Raw genomic sequence first — 18,938 nt, 5'->3', positions numbered from 1 at the left:
CGAACGCTCTCTTATTATGCATACTCCGTCACTCTTCCGCGCCCCTTTCGCCCCCTGGATGCTTCCCCTCATGATCGTAGGGGCGCTCCTCTTCTTGCCCGCATGTGGCGACGATGGACTAAGCCCCAACGAACGCCCCCCCATTGTCGATAACGAGATCGAGGACCAGCGCGTGAAAGCCGATGACGGGCCGCTCACCGTCGACCTCAACACCGTATTTCGCGACTCTGAAGGGCGCTCCCTTAGCTTTGAGGCCTCGTCGTCCGACGAGGCGGTGGCTACCACTGCCGTGAGCGAAGCAACACTCACGGTCACCTTTGTCGGCGGCGGCTCCACAGAGATCACAGCAACAGCGACCAACGACGACGGCTCGCGCGGAACCAGCTTCATGCTGGAGGTTGATCTGCCCGATCCACCCACCCGTCCGTAAGACATCCATCCACAAGACGGGTGGGCGATATTTGTATGCGGTGCGCTGGCGCTACATATCTGCAGAAGCAAGCGGAGTGACCTGGTGCGGCTGAGGCGGCTGCGGGTCGCTCAGCAGGCCGTGCTCTTCGGCGTATGCACGGCATGCCTGCACAAACGACTGGAAGAGCGGGTGCGGATCGCCAACGGTGGTGCGGTACTCCGGATGAAACTGCACACCCACAAACCAGCGCTTCTCAGGAAGCTCGATGATCTCTACAAGATCCAGATCTGGGTTAATGCCGGTAAACCGCATGCCGCCCTCGCGCAGTCGGTAGCGCAGCACATTGTTCACCTCGTAGCGGTGGCGGTGGCGTTCATGTACCGTTTCGGATTCGTAGACACGGTGCGCTGTAGAGTCGGGATACAGGTCACAGGCGTACTGTCCCAGACGCATGGTGCCGCCCAGCTCCGATACCGTTTTCTGTTCCTCCATCAGGTCGATAACGGGATGCGGCGTATCGTCTTCGAACTCTGTTGAGTGGGCATCGGGCCAGCCGCACACGTTGCGTGCATACTCGATAACGGCACACTGCAGCCCAAGGCAGATGCCGAAGAACGGAATATCGTTTTCGCGTACGTACTGAATAGCGGTGAGCTTTCCTGCTACGCCGCGCTCGCCAAACCCGGGGGCAACGAGCACGCCACTTACATTGCCAAGAAGTTCGTCGACGTTTTCTTCGGTCAACGTATCCGACAGCACAAACCGGATGTCGACCTGCAGTCCGTCGGGGACGCCCGCCAGCATCAGGCTTTCTGTGATCGACTTGTACGCGTCCTGATGTTCTACGTACTTACCTACGAGCGCAATGGTGAGCGTGGACTCCGGGTTTTTCAGGCGTCGAAGGAATTCGATCCAGTCGCTCAGGTCGGGCACCGCCATCATATTCGACTGCTCCTCGTCGCTGAAAAGCGATTCAACGACGAGCGTCCCCAGCCCTTCTTCTTGAAGCAGCAGCGGCACTTCGTAGATAGTCTCTGCATCCAGCATAGGCGTTACCGCCTCGGGGGGCACGTTGCAGAAGAGCGCAATCTTCTCGCGGATGGCCCGGTCCAGGGGCTGCTCAGAGCGGCACACGAGCATATCGGGCTGCAGGCCGTACCCGAGCATGGTTTTGACAGAGTGCTGCGTCGGCTTCGTCTTGAGCTCGCCAGCCGCGCGCAGGTAGGGAACCAGGGTAAGGTGAGCGATGAGCGTATGCGGACGCAGCTCGTTACGCAGTTGGCGAATGGCTTCCAGGTACGGCTGGCTTTCAATGTCGCCGACGGTGCCTCCAATTTCGGTGATGACCACGTCGTAGTCGCCACTGGTGCCCAGCTTCCGCATCCAGTATTTGATCTCGTCGATAATGTGGGGAACGACCTGCACGGTTTTGCCAAGGTAGGCGCCTTCGCGCTCTTTGGTGATGACCTCCATGTATACGCGGCCGGTCGTCACATTATTGGCCTGGCTCATGGAACGCCCCAGGAAGCGCTCGTAGTGGCCGAGGTCAAGATCCGTTTCGGCACCGTCGTCGGTTACGAACACCTCTCCGTGCTCGTATGGGTTCATGGTGCCGGGGTCGACATTGATATACGGGTCGAACTTCTGGATGGTAACGCGCAGACCGCGTGCTTCAAGCAGCCGCCCCAGCGACGCGCTAAAGATGCCTTTGCCTAATGACGACGTGACGCCGCCGGTCACAAAAATGTATTTTGTTTCCACGGGTAGATGCGATGCAATGCAATAAAGTAAGCGAGCGAAAAACCTTGCATACAAGGTACGCTACGGAAGCGGTTGGAATCAATGCAGGCATGCGTCGGGCACGGGAAAAGCGCGTGGAGAGCAGCCTGAATTTGCACTATACCGGTCTGAGAGCATGAGCACCGCTGCCTAACTTTTGTCAGAAGGTGCATCGTGCACGCGCATGAGTCCCTCCTGCGCCACCGAGGCCACCAGCGTACCGTCTCGGGTAAAGACCTGCCCACGCACGAACCCACGCGCGCCATGCGCGGCCGGACTCTCGGCGCTGTAGAGCAGCCACTCATCCATTCGAAACGGGCGATGAAACCACATCGCATGGTCGAGCGACGCCAGCTGCAGGTTGGGCTGCAAGAACGAGCGTCCGTGCGGACGCAGGGCGGTGCTCAGTAGGCCATAATCTGACATATAGGCAAAGATCGCCTGATGAAGCAGTGGGGTGTCGGGCAGCGTGCCGCGCGTGCGTATCCACATATGGTTGATCGGCGATGAGGAGGTGGGGTTGAATGGGTCAACCGGATCAACGCGTCGCACTTCAATGGGCCGCTCTTCCGTGTAGAACGAATGCAGGTGCTGGGGGATGCGATCGGCAATCTGTTCGAGCAGCTGCATGTCGGAGTCGAGTGCATCGGGAGGCGGCACGTCGGGCATCGGCGTCTGATGCGTATCGCCCGGTTCTGGCGTTTGGAACGACGCGGCCATGTTGAAGATGGCGCGTCCGTGCTGAATCGCAATGATGCGGCGCGTGGTGAACGACGACCCATCGCGCAGGCGGTCGACCTCGTACACAATCGGGGCGTCTACGTCGCCGGGCAAGATAAAGTAGCCGTGCATGGAGTGGGCCACGCGGTCGGCGCTGTCGAGGGTGCGTTGTGCTGCTACGAGCGATTGCGCGAGCGCCTGTCCGCCAAACACGCTTCCCGATCCAATGTCGTAGTTCGTGCCGCGAAAGATGGTGTCTTCGATGCGCTCCAGGTCGATGAGCGTGCGCAGATCGTTAAGCGTGTAAGCCATACAGAAGAGAAAAATGTGAAGGTAAGTAAGTCGGTAAAGATACGTTTACACCTTGTCATCGCGAGGAGGGAGCTTGTGACCGACGCGGCGATCTCATGCGCCAGTTAGAGCGGGTCTATCCGGTTCATAAGGCCCAAGATTGGCGCGTCGATGGCGCTCTTCGCAGTGACATGCAAAAAGATGCTTGTGGGGCTCTACTTAAGAGGAGGCGACATACGAAGCAGCAACAAACAGAGCGTTGCTCCTACGTAAAGCGCGGGGGCAGGTGGAGTCCGCCAAGACGGGCAGAGGCGCTTGCACCGGTCACCGAGGGCATAGCCGTTGCCACGCCATTCACCCATTCGTACGCCAAGACAGCCATGCAGAGGGCCTCTTTCATATCGGGGTTAACGCCCACGGTTGCAGTAGAAGCGACCGGAATGGGCGAAAAGGCATCGCATAGCATCTGCATAAGCGCTTTGTTATGCAGTCCGCCGCCGCTTACGAGAACGCGCTCGGCCGGTGCTTCAGGACGAACGAACTGCGCGTAGGCCTGATAGACCGATGCGCTTGTAAGCAGCGTAGCCGTGGCCAGTGCGTCATCCGGATTTCCGCCGGCTGCCTGTACTGTCTTCCAGAGCTGCTCTGCAAACGAAGCACCAAACTGACGGCGCCCGGTAGAGCGCGGCGGTGGCTGCTGAAAGAACGGATCTTGCAGCAGATCGGCGACGACTTCAGCATGTGCGCTGCCGGCCTGAGCGTGCGCGCCGTCTGCATCGTATGGCATGTCGAGCAGAGACGATGCGAGCGCGTCCATCACCATATTGGCGGGACCTGTATCGAAGGCGTTCACATCGTGGCGCGTGCTGTTGGCCGGCACCACCGTAAGGTTTGCAATGCCGCCCAGATTGAGCATAAGGCGTGTCTCGTTCGTATCCCCAAGCAGCATGTAATCGAGATACGGCACGATGGGAGCGCCCTGTCCGCCAAGCGCCATATCGGCGGGGCGGAAGTCGCCAATGACCGGACAGTCGAGGAGCGCGGCAAGAGCGCCGGGGGCCCCGAGTTGCAGCGTGCCGCGTCCGGTTGGGTTGGTGCGGGATGCAGGCGTAGGGCAATGCGCCAGGGTCTGGCCGTGCACGCCCACGAGGTCTACATCCGAAAGCGTGCTATTGGTTGCTGCGAGAAGCGCCCGGGTCGCCACAGCGTATTGCGCCGACAGGCGGCCCTGCAGACGGGTTACATCGTCCAAGGAAACCGTGCGGGCCGTGCTCAGCGCATGGAGCTGCTTCGTTAGATCGTCGGGGTAGGCGATGTGGCGCGCAGCAACCGTATCGACCTGAAGCGTGTGCTCAGATCCCGAGAGGTCGACCAGGAGTGCGTCTACGCCATCGAAAGAGGTACCGCTCATCAGCCCGACAACCCGAAGCGTGGAAGCCGAGCAGAGCGAATCGAGTAGTTCAGGGAGCGACATGGAAAACAGTGCGCAAAGACAGAGTGAAAAAGATTGGCTGCGTGGTGCATGCAATACGTAGACGCGGGGGCTAAACGTTCATCTGGATGTATGTCCGGGTTCCAACACCTCTCCAACGCTACTGTAGGCGTTGCGGTTGGCAGCATTGTGGTTAGTAACCCCTTTGTGCGTAGCGAGACCATGCTCAGGTGTCCGCCATACGAGTCGCTCAGAGGCGACTCAACGTATTGCTCAACGTGGTGCGCTTCAGCGTGTGAAGAGCAGTAGCCATAGCTACCTTGACATTTGAGTTCCTGATATTTCCTGTACAGACCGTACGATATACAAGTTGACCACGTTATGAGGTGGATATACCACAAAAACCACACAGGTGGTCTCTTGGGGCGCTTCAAAGTGAGAGAATTAGCGTACCAGGAGCGGGTGCATCTGGGGGCAGGTGCGGACTGGTGGTAGGATTGATGGGTTGTGCTAATGGGTTGTGATTTGGAGCTATGCTGCAGTGCTGTAGCCAGCCGTTTCCTCGTGCACAAAAACAGCCAGACAAAGCACCTACGCACACTTTGCAGCGCGCTGCGCATCCCCTTAGGCAGGTTACAGACGGAACGTTGCATTCTTCGCGGTGTAACGGAAACGTCCATTGCGAATCTGCAACACATGTATTTCCCTCTTCTGCTCATCGACAACATTTGACGCCTGTGATCCCGTTTCGGTCTTCTTTCTTGTGGTGTGTGGCCTTATGGTGGATTATTTTGGGGATGAGCGGCGGAGCCGTTGTGACATCTGCTTCGGCACAGAGTTTGGACCGTCTGCAGGAGACCGAGACCAGCGTAGCGTACCACTACTACGCACGTCCGGGGGATGCGACCGTGCAGGTATCGGTATGGGGCACCATTGGCAACACCGGGATCTATGAGGTGCCCGAAGATACGCAGTTAGACAAGCTCGTGACAATGGCTGGTGGCGCACCGATTGACGCGCGGCAGCGGGGGCAAGACCCGGATAACATCCAGATAAAGCTGTACCGGACTGCCGAGAACGGGGAGCGCAGCGTGATCTACGAGGCTTCGCTGGAACGCCTCATCGCAGATACGCAGTATCCGGTGCTTCAAGACGACGACATACTGGTTGTCGAACTGGAGCGCGCGCGCACCCCGTTTCGTTTGCGAGACGTGCTCAGCATTACAAGCAGTCTTGCCAGCCTGACGCTGCTCACGTTGCGTCTGATAGACTTTTTCTAAATGCATTGATTGGGCAGTACCGGTGCGCGTTGTGTTTGAGAATGCGCTCTGGAGAATGCGCTCTGGTCCGTAGAGTCGGTGTCGCGGAACCTGCATCGCATACGCCAAGACATTAAACGCGGCTTGCCGGCATCTCTCCAGCCAATCAGTGTACTTAATTTACATACGGGGCGCTACGCTTCTGTCGCATCAGAAGGGAGACGACTCGTACAGAAACTGACAGACCTATGGCCTCTTCTTCGCTGCCTTCATCGAACGGACATAACGGACAGCATGGGCCGAACGGCGCCAACCCTGCTCCATGGCCGGCGCAGGGCCAGCTGTACGACGATCCGTACAGCCAGGAAACCGGTGCTTCGCAGCTGCGCGACCTGCTCGCGATGCTCTGGTCGTACAAGTGGTTCATTCTGGCCGTGCTGATCGCCGTCGTCGGGGTTGCAGCTGTATATACCTACTCGCTACCGAAGCAGTACCAGACGTCGAGTACGGTGCTTATCAAGCCCGATGACCCGACGGTTATGACCACGCGTGCTGGGTCGCGGCTCATGGGCGACCGATCGATTGCCAACCAGCTCTTCGTGCTGCGCCAGTCCGACGAGCTGGCCGAGCGCGTAGCTGTGCGCATGATAGAGGAGTACCCGGAAGGCGAGCGCGCAGGGCCGCCCATCATGTACTGGGGAGAAGAGGATGAACAGGAGCGCCTCTCGCAAGAACAGTTAGCCCGCCGGCTTTCGGGGCGCATACAAGCGCGTTCGGGGGGGGAAGAGATTGACGTGATTCGGCTGAGCACCACGAGCACCAACCCACAGGAAGCTGCGCTTATCGTCAATCTGTTTTCGGAAGAGTATGTTGAGTACTCACGTGACCAGAGCCGGCAGAGCGTGCAGGCCTCGTATGATTTTCTGGAACGACAAGCCGAAACGCTACGCGAGGAAATCGCGGAGGCCGAGCAGCGTGTCGTTGACTTCATGCGTGAAGAGGAAGCGGTTGCCCTCGACCAAGAAACCAACTCAACGGTGTCGCGCATCACCAGCCTGGAGACGGAGCGTGCTCAGTTGAGCATTGAGCTGGATATGCACCGTTCGCGCTTGCAGGCGCAGCAAGACAACGTGGAGTCCATCGAGCCCCAGCTGGCCGAACGGCTCGCCTCCGACATCGACCAGGAGCTGGCTCGCATTCAAGAGCAGCGCGCCGAACTCAAGGCGCAGCTTGAGCGGGCCCGCGAGCGGAATCCAAATCTTGTGGCCAACGCAACGGGCGGACCGCTGGAGCGCGAGCTGGCGCGGATTGAAGAACGCCTGCAGGCGCTCGATGAGCGCGCCGAAGAGGTGGCCACGCAATATGTAGACCAGGCGCTGGCAGCCGGGGGCGCCGGGCCCGGGGAGAGCAGCAGCCGGGGCGTAGGATACGTTGCCCAGCAACGCGAGCAGCTGGTGCGCCAGCGCATTGAGATCAGCGGTATAGAGGCACGGCTGGCGAACATAGACAGCCAGCTCAGAGAGAACCGGGCGCGTCTTCAGGAGCTGCCGGCTCAGTCGCTTCAGCTTGCACGCCTGCAGCGCGAGCGACGCTCTTCGGAAAGCGTGTACAACTTTGTGCAGCAGCAGATGCAGGAAGCCCGCATGACCCTGGAGTCGGAAATGGGCAATGCCGAGGTGGTACGCTTCGCCGGCGTGCCCCGTACACCCGTCTCGCCCGATCCGCAGCAGAACATAATGCTTGCAGCGCTTCTTGGACTGGTGCTGGGAGGCGGGCTCGTCTTCATCTGGGAGATGATGGACACCCGCGTGCGTCAGCCGGAGGACGTTCGGGAGACGGGCGAGAACCTGATGGGTGTCATTCCTTCAATGAAGACACTCATTGAGCGCGACTTCGACGGAGCCGATCACATCACGATCGATGGGCGTAAAGTGCCTACAACGCTGCCCATGCTCGTAAGTCCTATGTCGGCAGTGGCCGAGTCGTATCGTCGATTGCGAACCAACTTGCGCTTTGTACGCCCTGACGACGAGGTGCGCACAGTGGCTGTTACTAGCTCCCACAAAGGCGAAGGCAAAACAACAACCGCTGCAAACCTGGCACTTGCACTGGCCAGTGCAGGACAGCGCACGCTTCTTATCGACGCTGACCTACGCCGGCCACGCCTGCATACCATATTTAACGCGTCTGACGCACTTCCCTTGATTGATGTGCTGTACGACGGCCTCGCTGACCCCGAAGCCCTGTCTACTTCCGTAGACCACCTCTACGTAATGGCCGGAGGCGAGAAGGTGCCGAACCCGGCAGAACTGCTGGGTTCGCAGCGAATGAAGACACTCATCGATGACATGGAGGCCGAGTTTGATTATGTCATCATTGATACGGCGCCGGTGCTACTGTTTAGCGACGCTATTGCGCTGTCGCCGTTCTGCAAGGGCGTTGTCATGGTTGCCTCAGCAGGCCAGACCGATAGCCGGGCGCTCGATCATGCCCTGCACCAGTTGCGCGACGTGGAAGCGCCACTCATCGGGTGCGTGCTTAATGCATACACATCAGATCAGAGCGGAAGCCGGTATGCGTACAATTATGACAACTACGGGTATGCACAGAGCCTGAAGAGCCTGGGCGAGTATTACAACGAAGACACCTCCTCGAAGAGCCGCCTGCGCCAATGGCTCGGGCGTTAAGCGACGTCTGAAAAGTGATTGCGCCAGCCGCCTACAGTTTGTGAAGCGGTCTCAAACGGAGTGCGCACTTGCCCCGCATCGTTCCTCCTGCGCGTTGAGCAACGGCTATCTCCATAGGTGGAGTACGACAGACACACTGGCTTGCACGTGCGTGCAGGACAGATACCACTTGAACGTGTTTCGTCGCGTATTACAGCGCTGTGTTATAAAACAGGTTGCGCGGATGAGGTGGGTGTTCGTACCTTACAGCAATTGACCCCCCGCCAAACCAACTATGCTGTATGATTCGATCGCTGTTACTCACTGCACTTCTCTGCTGCATTGTCGGAACCGCCGCCGCGCAGTCTGACGACGACTGGGACGTAAATACCGCGCTTGACCCCGAGATCGACGTGTCGTTCACCGTCGACGAGGGCACATGGATGAACGTAGATGTGCATCCCGACGGTGAGGAGGTCGTCTTTGACTTGCTGGGCGACATCTATACGCTTCCCATTGAAGGCGGCACAGCTACCCGCATCACCAGCGGTCCCAGCATGACTATCCAGCCACGCTACAGCCCGGATGGGAGCCGCATCGCGTTTACCAGCGATCAGAGCGGGGGTGACAACATCTGGACGATGACGCGCACCGGAGATAGCCAGCAGCAGGTCACCGACGAGTCGTTCCGCCTGCTCAACAATCCGGCGTGGACGCCCGATGGCGACTACATCGTAGCGCGCAAGCACTTTACCTCTCGACGGTCCCTTGGTGCTGGCGAGATGTGGATGTATCATCGCGCAGGCGGTACCGCGGGCATCCAGCTGACCGAGCGGCGCACCGACCAGAAAGACGCCGGCGAACCGGTCGTTTCGCCCGACGGACGCTACCTGTACTGGAGTGAGGATGTTACGTCTGGGCAGACGTTTGAGTACGATAAGGATCCGAACGGGGTCATCTACGCCATTCGGCAGCTCGATCGCGAAACGGGCGATATTACCACGTTGATCAGCGGACGGGGCAGCGCCATGGGGCCACAGGTGTCGCCCGATGGCGAGCAGATCTCGTTTGTCCGGCGTGTGCGCAACGAGAGCGTGCTCTTCCTTTACGACATGGAAACCGGTGCGGAGACGCCGATCTTTGAGGGACTGAGTCGCGACCAGCAGGAAACATGGGCGATCTTTGGACCCTATCCGAGCTACTCCTGGCATCCGAACGGCGAAGAGATAGTCATCTACGGCAAAGGTAAACTGCATCGCGTCGATGTTGAAACGGGCGATAGCCAGATCATCCCCTTCGAAGCAGAGGTTGAGCAGCAGCTGGCCGAGACCGTTCATTCGCAACAGGAGCTTCCCGGCGATACCTTCCGCGCACGCATGCTGCGCGACGCAGTCACTTCGCCCGGCGGGCAGACGCTCGTTTTCCATGCAGCAGGCCATCTGTACCGCATGACGCTGCCAGATGGCACGCCCGAGCGCCTCACGTCGACCGATCACTTCGCATACGCCCCCGCGTTCAGTCCAGATGGGCAGCGCATCGTGTATACCACCTGGAGCGACGAAGACTTCGGCACCGTGCGTTCGATTGGAGTAGACGGAAGCGGCGCACGCACACTGGTGGATGCGCCAGGGTACTACCACAGTCCGCAATTTTCGCCCGACGGGGCAACCGTCGTCTACAGACGTGCGAGCGGAAACAGCCTGATCGGTACGCTCCATAGCACCGATACCGGGCTCTACACAGTAGATGCCACGGGCGGCGAGCCGACACACATTACCGACGACGGGCGGGCGCCTCGCTTTACGGCTGATGGCGAACGTATTTACTACCTGACAGGCGGCGGACTCAGCAAAGCATACCGCAGTGTGGACCTCAATGGTGGCACGGAGCGCACGCACTTTACGATGCGCGACGTAAGCGCTGTGGTGCCCTCTCCTGATGGCAACTGGGTGGCCTTCCAGGAGCTCTTCCATGTCTACGTGGCCCCGTTCCCCCAAACAGGCGGTTCGCTGGAGCTCACCAAAGATACGCCGGCGATTCCCGTTGCAAAAGTGAGCGAGCAGGGCGGTAGCTATCTGCATTGGTCGGGGGACAGTGAGCAGCTGCACTGGATGGCGGGCCCTGAGCACTTCACGCTGAATCTGGACGATGCATTTGCATTTCTCCAGAACGGCGATGATGTAGATCCGACCTCGGCGGCAAGAACTACGGAGGTAGACCTGACGCTTCCCGTTGACCGGCCCAGCGGGCAGGTCGCGTTCACGAATGCGCGTATCATTACCATGAACGGTGATGAGGTCATTGAAAACGGCACACTCATCGTTGAAGAAGATCGCATCGCCGCAGTGGGCGCGGCCGATGCCATTGACGTGCCATCAGGGGCGCATGTCGTAGACGCTGACGGCCATACCCTGATACCGGGCCTGATCGATGCCCACGCCCACGAAGGGCACTTCTTTGGCGGCATAATGCCGCAGACCAACTGGTACTACCACGCCAACTTGGCGTTTGGTATAACAACCATCCACGACCCATCAGCAAACACCGAGAACGTGTTCAACCAGTCCGAGATGGTGCGAGCCGGGCATTCCGTCGGGCCGCGCGTGTTCTCGACCGGGCGCATCCTCTACGGCGCTGATGGTGACTTCCGGGCCGAAATCGACGGGCTCGACGATGCGCGCTTCCACCTGAACCGGTTAAAAGCGGTAGGCGCCTTCTCAGTAAAAAGCTACAACCAGCCGCGCCGCGACCAGCGCCAGCAGGTGCTCCAGGCCGCCCGCGAACTTGACATGTTGGTCTATCCAGAGGGCGGGTCAACCTTCTATCATAACATGAACATGATCCAGGATGGACATACTGGAATCGAGCACAACATCCCGGTTGCCCCGCTCTACAGCGACATGCTTCAGATGTGGGAGGCGACTGATGTTGGCTACACTCCTACGCTGGTGGTGAGCTACGGGGGCTACCGCGGCGAGCACTACTTCTATCATCACGACAACGTATGGGAGAACGACCGATTGCTCACGTTCGTGCCGCGCCCGATGGTTGACGAGCGTTCTCGGCGCCGCACAATCGTGCCCGAAGAGGAATACTTTCACTTCGAGACGGCTGCTGCAACTAAAGATGTGTACGACCTGGGGCAGACCGTTCAGATTGGTGGGCACGGGCAGATGCAAGGCATCGCCCCTCACTGGGAGCTCTGGATGTTTGAGCAAGGTGGCATGACCCCCCACGAAGCGCTCCGCAGCGCTACAATGCACGGCGCGACCTATCTCGGCATGGATCACGAGCTCGGGTCGCTTGAGGCAGGCAAACGTGCCGATATCGTTGTGCTCCGTTCAAGTCCGCTCGACGACATACGCAATAGCGAGGACATCGCGTACGTGATGAAAAACGGACGTCTCTACGATGCGGAAACCATGAACGAGGTGGGGAATCACCCGCGTGAGCGTAGCACATTTTACTTTGAACGTGACGGAATGAGCGATCACATGGTGTGGGACGACCAGGCCCTGCAGCAGTGCACCTGCGATGCACACGGCCATGTGCATGCTGCACACTGAAGAACCGCTGGAGTAACGTGGTGACCTCCATACGCGTATCGGCATCCGTCCATACAGACCAGCCGTGCCCCTCATTACAAAGGAGCACGGCTGTTTTTTACGGACCTACTTTGCGCAAGTATACCATACAGCGTTTGCAGGCCATCTGAGGCCGCATTAACTGCTACGAATCCGGGTGAAAGAGACATATTGTGAAGAAAAGAAAAATGAGTAGGCGCCCCTGTTACCTTGCTGTTTTCACGGGCGGCTTCGCCGTTGTCTGCAAGTGCACTCAAAGTTGCCTTGATAGATAAACGACATTAAACAACCTGGCCGGTTTGCCCCCACACCGCCAGCTGGGTAGCCCCTGTTGAGCAGCACGCTATCGCACCAATCCTGCATCTGTTCTGCGAGAAGTTGTTACGACATCTTGCAGAGGCTGTAGGTCTGGAACGCCAGAATTACGGATCAGCCTTCCGGGCAGGCGGTTTGCACGCTCAGAGAAACGCCATGCTATACCCTCCAAAAACGCAATAGCGCACAGCCGAATGTCTCATCCGCTTGCCATATCGGATCAAGAAGCAGCCGCACCCAAACGGGTTGCGCTGTTCGCTGGGGCATACAACCACATTGCAGATGGTGTGTCGCTTACGCTCAACCGACTGGTAAAGCACCTTGCAGCGCAAGATGACACGGCGGTGCGGGTCTTTGCCCCAACCGTCGAAAACCCTGCACTTAATCATGCAGGTACGTTCTGTCCGGTGCCTTCGGTGCCGGCGCTCGGGCGCCCGGAATACCGGATTTCTCTGGGACTGTCTACAGAAGCCCGACAGGTTATCCAGGCGTTTGAACCGACGATCTTCCACATTGCTACCCCCGACCTGCTGGGCTTTCATGCGCTCCAAACAGCGCGACGAAGAAAGCGCCCTGTAGTGGCTTCCTACCACACACATTTCAGCTCGTACCTGAAATACTACAAGCTTACTGCGCTTGAGCCGGTACTTTGGAGCTACCTCCGCGCGTTTTACACGCAGTGCGAGCACATCTACGTCCCTTCTTCTGCGATGGCCGACATTCTGCGAGCACACGGAATTACGGAGGGACTCCGGCCGTGGGAGCGCGGCATTGATACCGAAGCGTTCCACCCGAAGCACCGCAGCCTATCGTGGCGACGCGAGTGTGGGATTGAAGACCGCGAGGTCGTCATCGGATTTGTGAGCCGGCTTGTATGGGAGAAGGGGCTGGCGCTCCTTCCAGAGATCCATGATACACTCAAGCAGCGTGGATGCGATGCGCGTATGCTTATCGTCGGCGATGGCCCCGCGCGCGAGGAGCTGGAGGAAGCGCTCCCCGATGCCCATTTTACAGGGTTTCTTCGTGGCACAGAATTGGCAACAGCATATGCCAGTGCCGACGCATTCGTCTTTCCAAGCGATACCGAAACCTTTGGAAACGTAACGCTCGAAGCCATGGCCTCAGGCGTTCCCACCGTATGTGCTGACGCGGTAGGAAGTCGTGACCTCGTGGACCAAGGGACTACCGGCTTCCTCTGCCCGCCCGGAAACGTACACGCCTTTACGGATGCACTCGCCCGGCTTATTCAAGATGATAGCGGCCGCGCTGCCATGGGAGAGGCAGCTCGCACACGCGCCCACAAGTACGAATGGGCAACCCTCCTGAAGCGCATGGACCGATACTACGATGAGCTGATCGCTCGTTCTGAAGAGCCGAGCGCGGAACGAGCCCCGGCCCTTGCCTCGCAACCTGCTTAACAGCCCACCTTGCATCGTGCACCTTCTGTACGTTTCTCACTCGTTGCCGCCCAAAGGACGCCCCATGGCAAATGTTGGGGGGATGCAACGCGTTTCGCTTAAACTGCACGAGGCGCTGAATGCGCGCAGTGCGCCACCACATGTCGATGCCGTTCTGCTTCGCAGTTCGTGGAAGTGGACACCATACAAGGTGCCGTTCTTCCTTGGACGGGCTGCCTGGCGCATCCGCCAAGCCGTGTTAAAGCAGGAAGCCGACGTTGTTCTCTTCTCCTCGATGGTAACCGCGTCGCTCGCGGTACCACTGCGCCGCTTCTTTGACCGGCATGGCGTGAAGGCCGCAACCATTGCACACGGACGTGACGTAACGCTCGACTTTCCCCCTTATCAATGGTTCGTTCCCAAAGTGTTCAACGCGTTGGACGCAGTTCTTCCGGTAAGCCGGGCCACCGGTGCGGCATGCACGGAACGAGGCATGGCCGCGGAAAAAGTGCACGTGGTACCAAACGGAATTGACTTAGATCGCTATCCTCAGCCGCAGAGCAAGTCAGAGATGCGGGGCGTACTTGAGGACGCTCTCGGCACACCGTCGGCGCCTCTTCCCGACGATGCGCTGCTGCTCTGCAGCGTAGGGCGTCAGGTGAAGCGCAAAGGCTTTGCCTGGTTCGCCGAGAACGTCATGCCAACGCTGCCCGAAAATGTGCATTACTGGATTGCAGGCGACGGCCCCGAGTTCGATAAGATCGGACACGTCATCCGGCGCAACAATCTGGGGCATCGCGTGCGCCAGCTCGGTCGCATCTCAAATGCTGATCTGGCACGCCTGTATCGGGGAGCCGACCTCTTTATTATGCCGAACATTCCGGTGGAAGGCGACATGGAAGGCTTCGGCGTTGTAATGCTCGAAGCTGGGCAGTGCGGATGCCCCTCGGTAGCGTCGCGCCTTGAAGGCATTCAAGACGTCATCACCGAAGGACAGAATGGGCATCTCGTGGAAAGCGAAAATCCGGACTCGTTCCGCGAGGCAATCATGCAGTACAAAAACGCGCCACAGCGTCTCAAGCGTGCTTCTGCGCGGGCCGTGCGCCACACAGAAGACACGTTCGGGTGGAGCGCTGTCGCCGAACAGTACGTTGACACGCTCTGCCAGCTCGTTACGTCGCCGGCGTTCTCAGGAGACACACTCCCAACTGCTGAAGTCGACGTTGCACTTGCATCATCCCCAGATGCATCATCCCCAGATGCATCATCCCCAGATGCATCATCCCCAGATGCACTATCCTCGCAAGCATCATCCTCAAGCGAGGCATGCGAGACAGCCGCAGATCACGAAAACGCGTCAGCGCCTGTCTCCAACACCGTTTCGTAAGTTCAACATTGATTCTGTGCAGGACAGATGCGCCGCAAACTGGACCTGCGCCGAACCGGGTGTTGCACAGAAGTATGCCATCTCTCAGCTTTTGCGTGAAGCGTGAACTGCATGTGGGTATCGTGCATTACAAACCCGCGAAAGTGCCTATGCAGAGGTGCTCTTTCAGCCACGCGCTGCAGATCATGCCGAATAGCCTGATGGTGGTACCGAATCAGCCCACGGGTATCCGGTCTATCGGTTTGGAATGAGCGCGCCCGTTGTGCTTCTCATGCTTGTACGTTGCTTATGTCGCGTCGCAACCTTACCCGCGAACTCGCCGAACTCCGAAACCTTCTGCTCACGATGTCAGACATCGTTGCAGAGCAGTTTACAGATGCGACCGAGGCATTGCTCAGTCGCGATATTGAAAAAGCCAACGCCGTCATCGAGCGCGACAATGAAATCGACAGTCTTGAGCTGCAGATTGATCGGCAGTGCGAGCGTATCCTGGCACTCTATCAGCCCGTAGCAATTGATCTACGCCTCATTATTGTCGTGGTGAAGATCAACACAGATCTGGAGCGCATGGGTGATCACTGCCGCAATCTGGCGCGTAACGTAAAGCACGTAGAAGACGTGCCTGAGGTGATTGAGCATACCCGGCTGCGTGAGCTTTCGGAGGCGTGCAACGATATGCTTGTGGAGGCGCGTCGCTCGTTTCTGGAGCGCGACCATTCGCTGGCAGAGCAGGTGCCTTCGTTTGATGAACGCATAAACGCGCTTCACGAAGAGAACTTCGACCGCCTGGTAGACTTCTGCCGCTCACATCCAGAGAAGGCTGAGCCGGCAGCGTATCTCATCACCGCAAGCAAAGCTATTGAACGCATTGGCGACCATGCCAAAAACATCGCTAAGTGTGTCATTTTCCTGATTGAGGGCGAAGACGTGCGCCACGCTTCGCTGCAAGAAGAGGCCGAGGAGTAAAGAGAAGAGAGATAACCTCTGGCCCCAGCGTTTGGCCCCAGCGTTTGGCGGGGAGCTGAGTGAGGTTGCGCCTACAAGCATATCGTCTTACTCATTTTCAGCAATCTGCTCCATGCATCGCACAATGCGTGCGGGCGTTCGCTCCACGCGATCACGGTATGCAGTGCTGCGGAGCGTGTATGAATGCTCGCTGTGTTTGAGCAGGCTGCTTAAGTCGAACCGATCGGCACGCACACCTGCACCAGACCGTACGGTATCGTAGGCGTTGCACAGTTGCTCGTAGTGATTCGCTACCGGCACGACCTGAACGGGCGTGTTCAGATACATCGCCTCGGCTACCGACTCAAATCCAGATGTGCAGGCGAGTCCGCGCGCGTTTGCCATTGAGGTGACGAAGCAATCATCGCTCAGCGGGTAAATCGTAAGGGTGCGGTCTACGGATTCGGGCTTGTCGATACCGGGGCGGGCCCAGAAGCAACGTAGCGGCACATGAGGGTTTGCCTTGTGCCACTGCATGATCTGCTCCGCATAGCTGCGGTTCATCAGGTACACTTGTAGGTACGTGTTGCGCTGCCTTACAGCGGACTTTTCCCGTATCAGAGGGCGTACGAGGGGGGCCACAACGATAAGGCCCGAAGCAGGAGAGTCAGGGGCCGGGTAGAGCGAAAGGGCAATGCGTGCAGAAGCGCCCCAGGCGGTAAGGCGGGTAAACCAGTGGGTGAGCACGCGCTTGCCCCGGTGCCCCGGGGGAAACCGGTAGCCAGGATGCAAGAACATGTATTGATGCGCTATCGCGACAATCGGAGGGGAGATACCCCGCTTGGCAGCAAGCACCCCCAGCATCGGCTCGAAGAAGTTCACGATGATGTCGGGCCGGGTGCGCTCAATGGCCTTCTGCAACGTATCGAGCGACCGATCGTCGCACAGCACGCGCCGGGCCCCACGCGCAAGTGTTGCAACAGGGCGTACGTGGCCGTGCTTCGGGTCGGTTGCAATGGTGAGACTGCGAAGCGGAATGATGGGGGGCATCGCCTCCACAAAAAACGCAGGCCAGTCAGCGTCTCCGCTGTGTCCGACTACGGCCTCCACAACGCGGTGCCCGTGTGCGCGAAGCGCATCATAGAGCGTAAGGGCCTGGGTGAGGTGGCCTCGCCCTTCGCCTTGGATCACAAACAGACATCGCATATATCGACTGCTTTTTGTTGGGCAGGTTGAACAGGTTCGTTGGAAGCCGGACTGTACGCCGGATGTATTCACAACGAAAGCAGACGTTCAAAAACGAAACTCCGTCATATCTGCGCCTATGCCAGTCGGATGCCGAAACCCCCGTGTATCCGATTCGTTGAGCCTCCGATCTTGAAGGGGACCCTCTCGTGCCGTGGCCGACCAAAAAGGCAATACGTATTTCATCCTGTTTGCGCTCTGGCTGATGATGTTTTCAGCCAGCAGCCAAGTTGTTATTGTTATCCCCATCCTTCCCGAAATCAGCCAGACGCTCGGAGTCAACGAGTTCTGGCAGGGGGTGCTGCTCGGGTCCTACGCGTTTGCGTTGGGCGTATCAGCCGTCGTAACGGGACCCATATCTGACCGCATCGGCAGGCGGCGTATCCTGATTATTGGGTCGGCGCTCATGGCGGTGGCGCTTACGCTCCACACGGTGGCTGCCGACTTCACGCTGCTCCTGGTGATGCGCACACTGGCGGGCATCGGCGGCGGTATCTTGAGTGGGGGATCGGTCGCCTATATCGGCGACTACTTTCCCTACGACCGCCGCGGGTGGGCTAACGGATGGGTGATGAGCGGCACAGCGTTCGGGCAGATCGCTGGCGTACCCATCGGAAAAATCTTGGCCACATCGTACGGCTACCGGTGGCCCTTCCTGCTGTTTGCTATCACGATGGGGGGAGCAACCGTGCTCATCTGGTACTTCCTGCCTGCAGTCAATGCATATCTTGATCCGAAGCGCCTTACGCTGCGCCGCATGGTTACAAAGTATGTGCGGCTTGTGCGGCGCTCCGAGGTTGTAGCCGCAGTGGCCACCTACTTTCTTATGTTTCTGGGCATCGGGCTCTTCGCTTCGTTCTTGCCTACCTGGCTGGAGGTGGAAATCGGCATCTCAGGTCTCCAGATTGCACTGCTCTTCGCCATTGGGGGAATGGCTAACATCGTGGCGGCGCCCGTAGCCGGACATGTCTCCGACACAATCGGACGTAAGCCGCTCGTCATTGCCTCCTGTATCGGGCTGAGTGCCGCTATCGTTGTGGCGCCTTACCTGATTGACGGTTTTGCTATGGCCGCTTTCCTCTTCTTCCTGGCTATGGTTGCTGTAGGCATTCGTATTAGTCCGCTACAGGCGCTTATGACGGCGCTTGTGAAAGACGAGCGGCGGGGACTCCTGATGGGGCTTGCTATCGGGTTTGGGCAGGTTGGGTTTGGTGTTGGTAGCTTCATCGCCGGCATTACGTATGGTCCGTATGGATACGTAAGTAACACGTTCATGGGGGCGGCTTCTGTGCTGGTTATGGCTGCCATCGTAAAGTGGGGGCTCCCCGAGCCCGACTTGAATGCGGCCCGACCGGCCCAGGTCGAAGACGCAGCATCTTCCGATGATCGCGACACCCCTCCAGATGTCGTGAAGGCTTCGTCGTGAAAGGTGCTCAAGCAGGAGGCAACGGGTGTAACGGTGGATGGGGGAGGCCAACGTAGTCTGCGTACGCTTCTCATCCAACA

General features: G+C 58.6%; 12 protein-coding genes. 8 read left to right on the top strand and 4 right to left on the bottom strand.

Annotation, left to right across the window (positions count from 1 at the left end; translation table 11 throughout):
- Positions 1–16: 16 nt before the first annotated feature.
- Positions 17–430 (top strand): Ig-like domain-containing protein, encoded by a 414-nt coding sequence (locus ACZ48V_RS01295; RefSeq protein ID WP_464540871.1) that lies wholly within the window; start codon positions 17–19, stop codon positions 428–430.
- Between the two features lie 51 nt (positions 431–481).
- Here ACZ48V_RS01295 and ACZ48V_RS01290 read toward each other — a convergent pair whose 3' ends face one another.
- The 3 genes from ACZ48V_RS01290 to ACZ48V_RS01280 all read right to left on the bottom strand — a co-directional run bounded on the left by ACZ48V_RS01290 (position 482) and on the right by ACZ48V_RS01280 (position 4,676).
- Complete coding sequence (locus ACZ48V_RS01290) at positions 482–2,173, bottom strand: CTP synthase (protein ID WP_464540869.1); 1,692 nt, start codon at positions 2,171–2,173, stop codon at positions 482–484.
- Positions 2,174–2,341: 168 nt separating this feature from the next.
- Positions 2,342–3,223, bottom strand: coding sequence for an acyl-CoA thioesterase II (gene tesB, locus ACZ48V_RS01285; RefSeq protein WP_464540868.1), 882 nt, complete (start codon positions 3,221–3,223; stop codon positions 2,342–2,344).
- Positions 3,224–3,467: 244 nt separating this feature from the next.
- Positions 3,468–4,676 carry an anhydro-N-acetylmuramic acid kinase gene (locus ACZ48V_RS01280; RefSeq protein ID WP_464540867.1) on the bottom strand — a complete coding sequence of 403 codons (1,209 nt, stop codon included), beginning with the start codon at positions 4,674–4,676 and terminating at the stop codon, positions 3,468–3,470.
- Positions 4,677–5,473: 797 nt separating this feature from the next.
- On the opposite strand from ACZ48V_RS01280, the gene ACZ48V_RS01275 reads away from it, so the two are divergent.
- The 6 genes from ACZ48V_RS01275 (at position 5,474) to phoU (ending at position 16,208) form a co-directional block, all read left to right on the top strand.
- Complete coding sequence (locus tag ACZ48V_RS01275) at positions 5,474–5,914, top strand: SLBB domain-containing protein (protein WP_464540865.1); 441 nt, start codon at positions 5,474–5,476, stop codon at positions 5,912–5,914.
- A gap of 227 nt (positions 5,915–6,141) precedes the next feature.
- The gene (locus ACZ48V_RS01270; RefSeq protein WP_464540863.1) at positions 6,142–8,580 is read left to right on the top strand and encodes a GumC family protein; all 2,439 of its coding nucleotides are present in this window, start codon (positions 6,142–6,144) and stop codon (positions 8,578–8,580) included.
- A gap of 281 nt (positions 8,581–8,861) precedes the next feature.
- Positions 8,862–12,125, top strand: coding sequence for an amidohydrolase family protein (locus ACZ48V_RS01265; RefSeq protein ID WP_464540861.1), 3,264 nt, complete (start codon positions 8,862–8,864; stop codon positions 12,123–12,125).
- 527 nt (positions 12,126–12,652) lie between these two features.
- Positions 12,653–13,876 carry a glycosyltransferase family 4 protein gene (locus ACZ48V_RS01260; RefSeq protein WP_464540859.1) on the top strand — a complete coding sequence of 408 codons (1,224 nt, stop codon included), beginning with the start codon at positions 12,653–12,655 and terminating at the stop codon, positions 13,874–13,876.
- A gap of 64 nt (positions 13,877–13,940) precedes the next feature.
- Positions 13,941–15,242: a glycosyltransferase family 4 protein gene (locus ACZ48V_RS01255; RefSeq protein ID WP_464540857.1), complete on the top strand. Its 1,302-nt coding sequence runs from the start codon at positions 13,941–13,943 to the stop codon at positions 15,240–15,242.
- A 288-nt stretch (positions 15,243–15,530) separates the two neighbouring features.
- Positions 15,531–16,208, top strand: a complete 678-nt coding sequence (phoU, locus tag ACZ48V_RS01250) for a phosphate signaling complex protein PhoU (protein WP_464540856.1) — start codon at positions 15,531–15,533, stop codon at positions 16,206–16,208.
- 87 nt (positions 16,209–16,295) lie between these two features.
- Here phoU and ACZ48V_RS01245 read toward each other — a convergent pair whose 3' ends face one another.
- Positions 16,296–17,393, bottom strand: a complete 1,098-nt coding sequence (locus ACZ48V_RS01245) for a glycosyltransferase family protein (RefSeq protein WP_464540854.1) — start codon at positions 17,391–17,393, stop codon at positions 16,296–16,298.
- Positions 17,394–17,586: 193 nt separating this feature from the next.
- Here ACZ48V_RS01245 and ACZ48V_RS01240 point away from each other — a divergent pair, with 193 nt between their 5' ends.
- On the top strand, positions 17,587–18,858 hold the full coding sequence (locus ACZ48V_RS01240) for an MFS transporter (RefSeq protein ID WP_464540852.1): 1,272 nt from the start codon (positions 17,587–17,589) through the stop codon (positions 18,856–18,858).
- The last annotated feature ends 80 nt before the right edge of the window (positions 18,859–18,938 follow it).

The sequence above is a fragment of the Longimonas haloalkaliphila genome (assembly GCF_055379825.1).
The sequence above is the reverse complement of the archived record's forward strand: the minus strand, read 5'-3'. Positions and strand labels throughout refer to the sequence as shown.

Excerpts from the sequence above, each read along its gene's own strand:
- ACZ48V_RS01295 (WP_464540871.1), top strand. The coding sequence starts at position 17 with ATGCATACTCCGTCACTCTTCCGCGCCCCTTTCGCCCCCTGGATGCTT.
- tesB (WP_464540868.1), bottom strand. The coding sequence starts at position 3,223 with ATGGCTTACACGCTTAACGATCTGCGCACGCTCATCGACCTGGAGCGC.
- ACZ48V_RS01280 (WP_464540867.1), bottom strand. The coding sequence starts at position 4,676 with ATGTCGCTCCCTGAACTACTCGATTCGCTCTGCTCGGCTTCCACGCTT.
- ACZ48V_RS01270 (WP_464540863.1), top strand. The coding sequence starts at position 6,142 with ATGGCCTCTTCTTCGCTGCCTTCATCGAACGGACATAACGGACAGCAT.
- ACZ48V_RS01265 (WP_464540861.1), top strand. The coding sequence starts at position 8,862 with ATGATTCGATCGCTGTTACTCACTGCACTTCTCTGCTGCATTGTCGGA.
- ACZ48V_RS01260 (WP_464540859.1), top strand. The coding sequence starts at position 12,653 with ATGTCTCATCCGCTTGCCATATCGGATCAAGAAGCAGCCGCACCCAAA.
- ACZ48V_RS01255 (WP_464540857.1), top strand. The coding sequence starts at position 13,941 with ATGGCAAATGTTGGGGGGATGCAACGCGTTTCGCTTAAACTGCACGAG.
- phoU (WP_464540856.1), top strand. The coding sequence starts at position 15,531 with ATGTCGCGTCGCAACCTTACCCGCGAACTCGCCGAACTCCGAAACCTT.
- ACZ48V_RS01245 (WP_464540854.1), bottom strand. The coding sequence starts at position 17,393 with ATGCGATGTCTGTTTGTGATCCAAGGCGAAGGGCGAGGCCACCTCACC.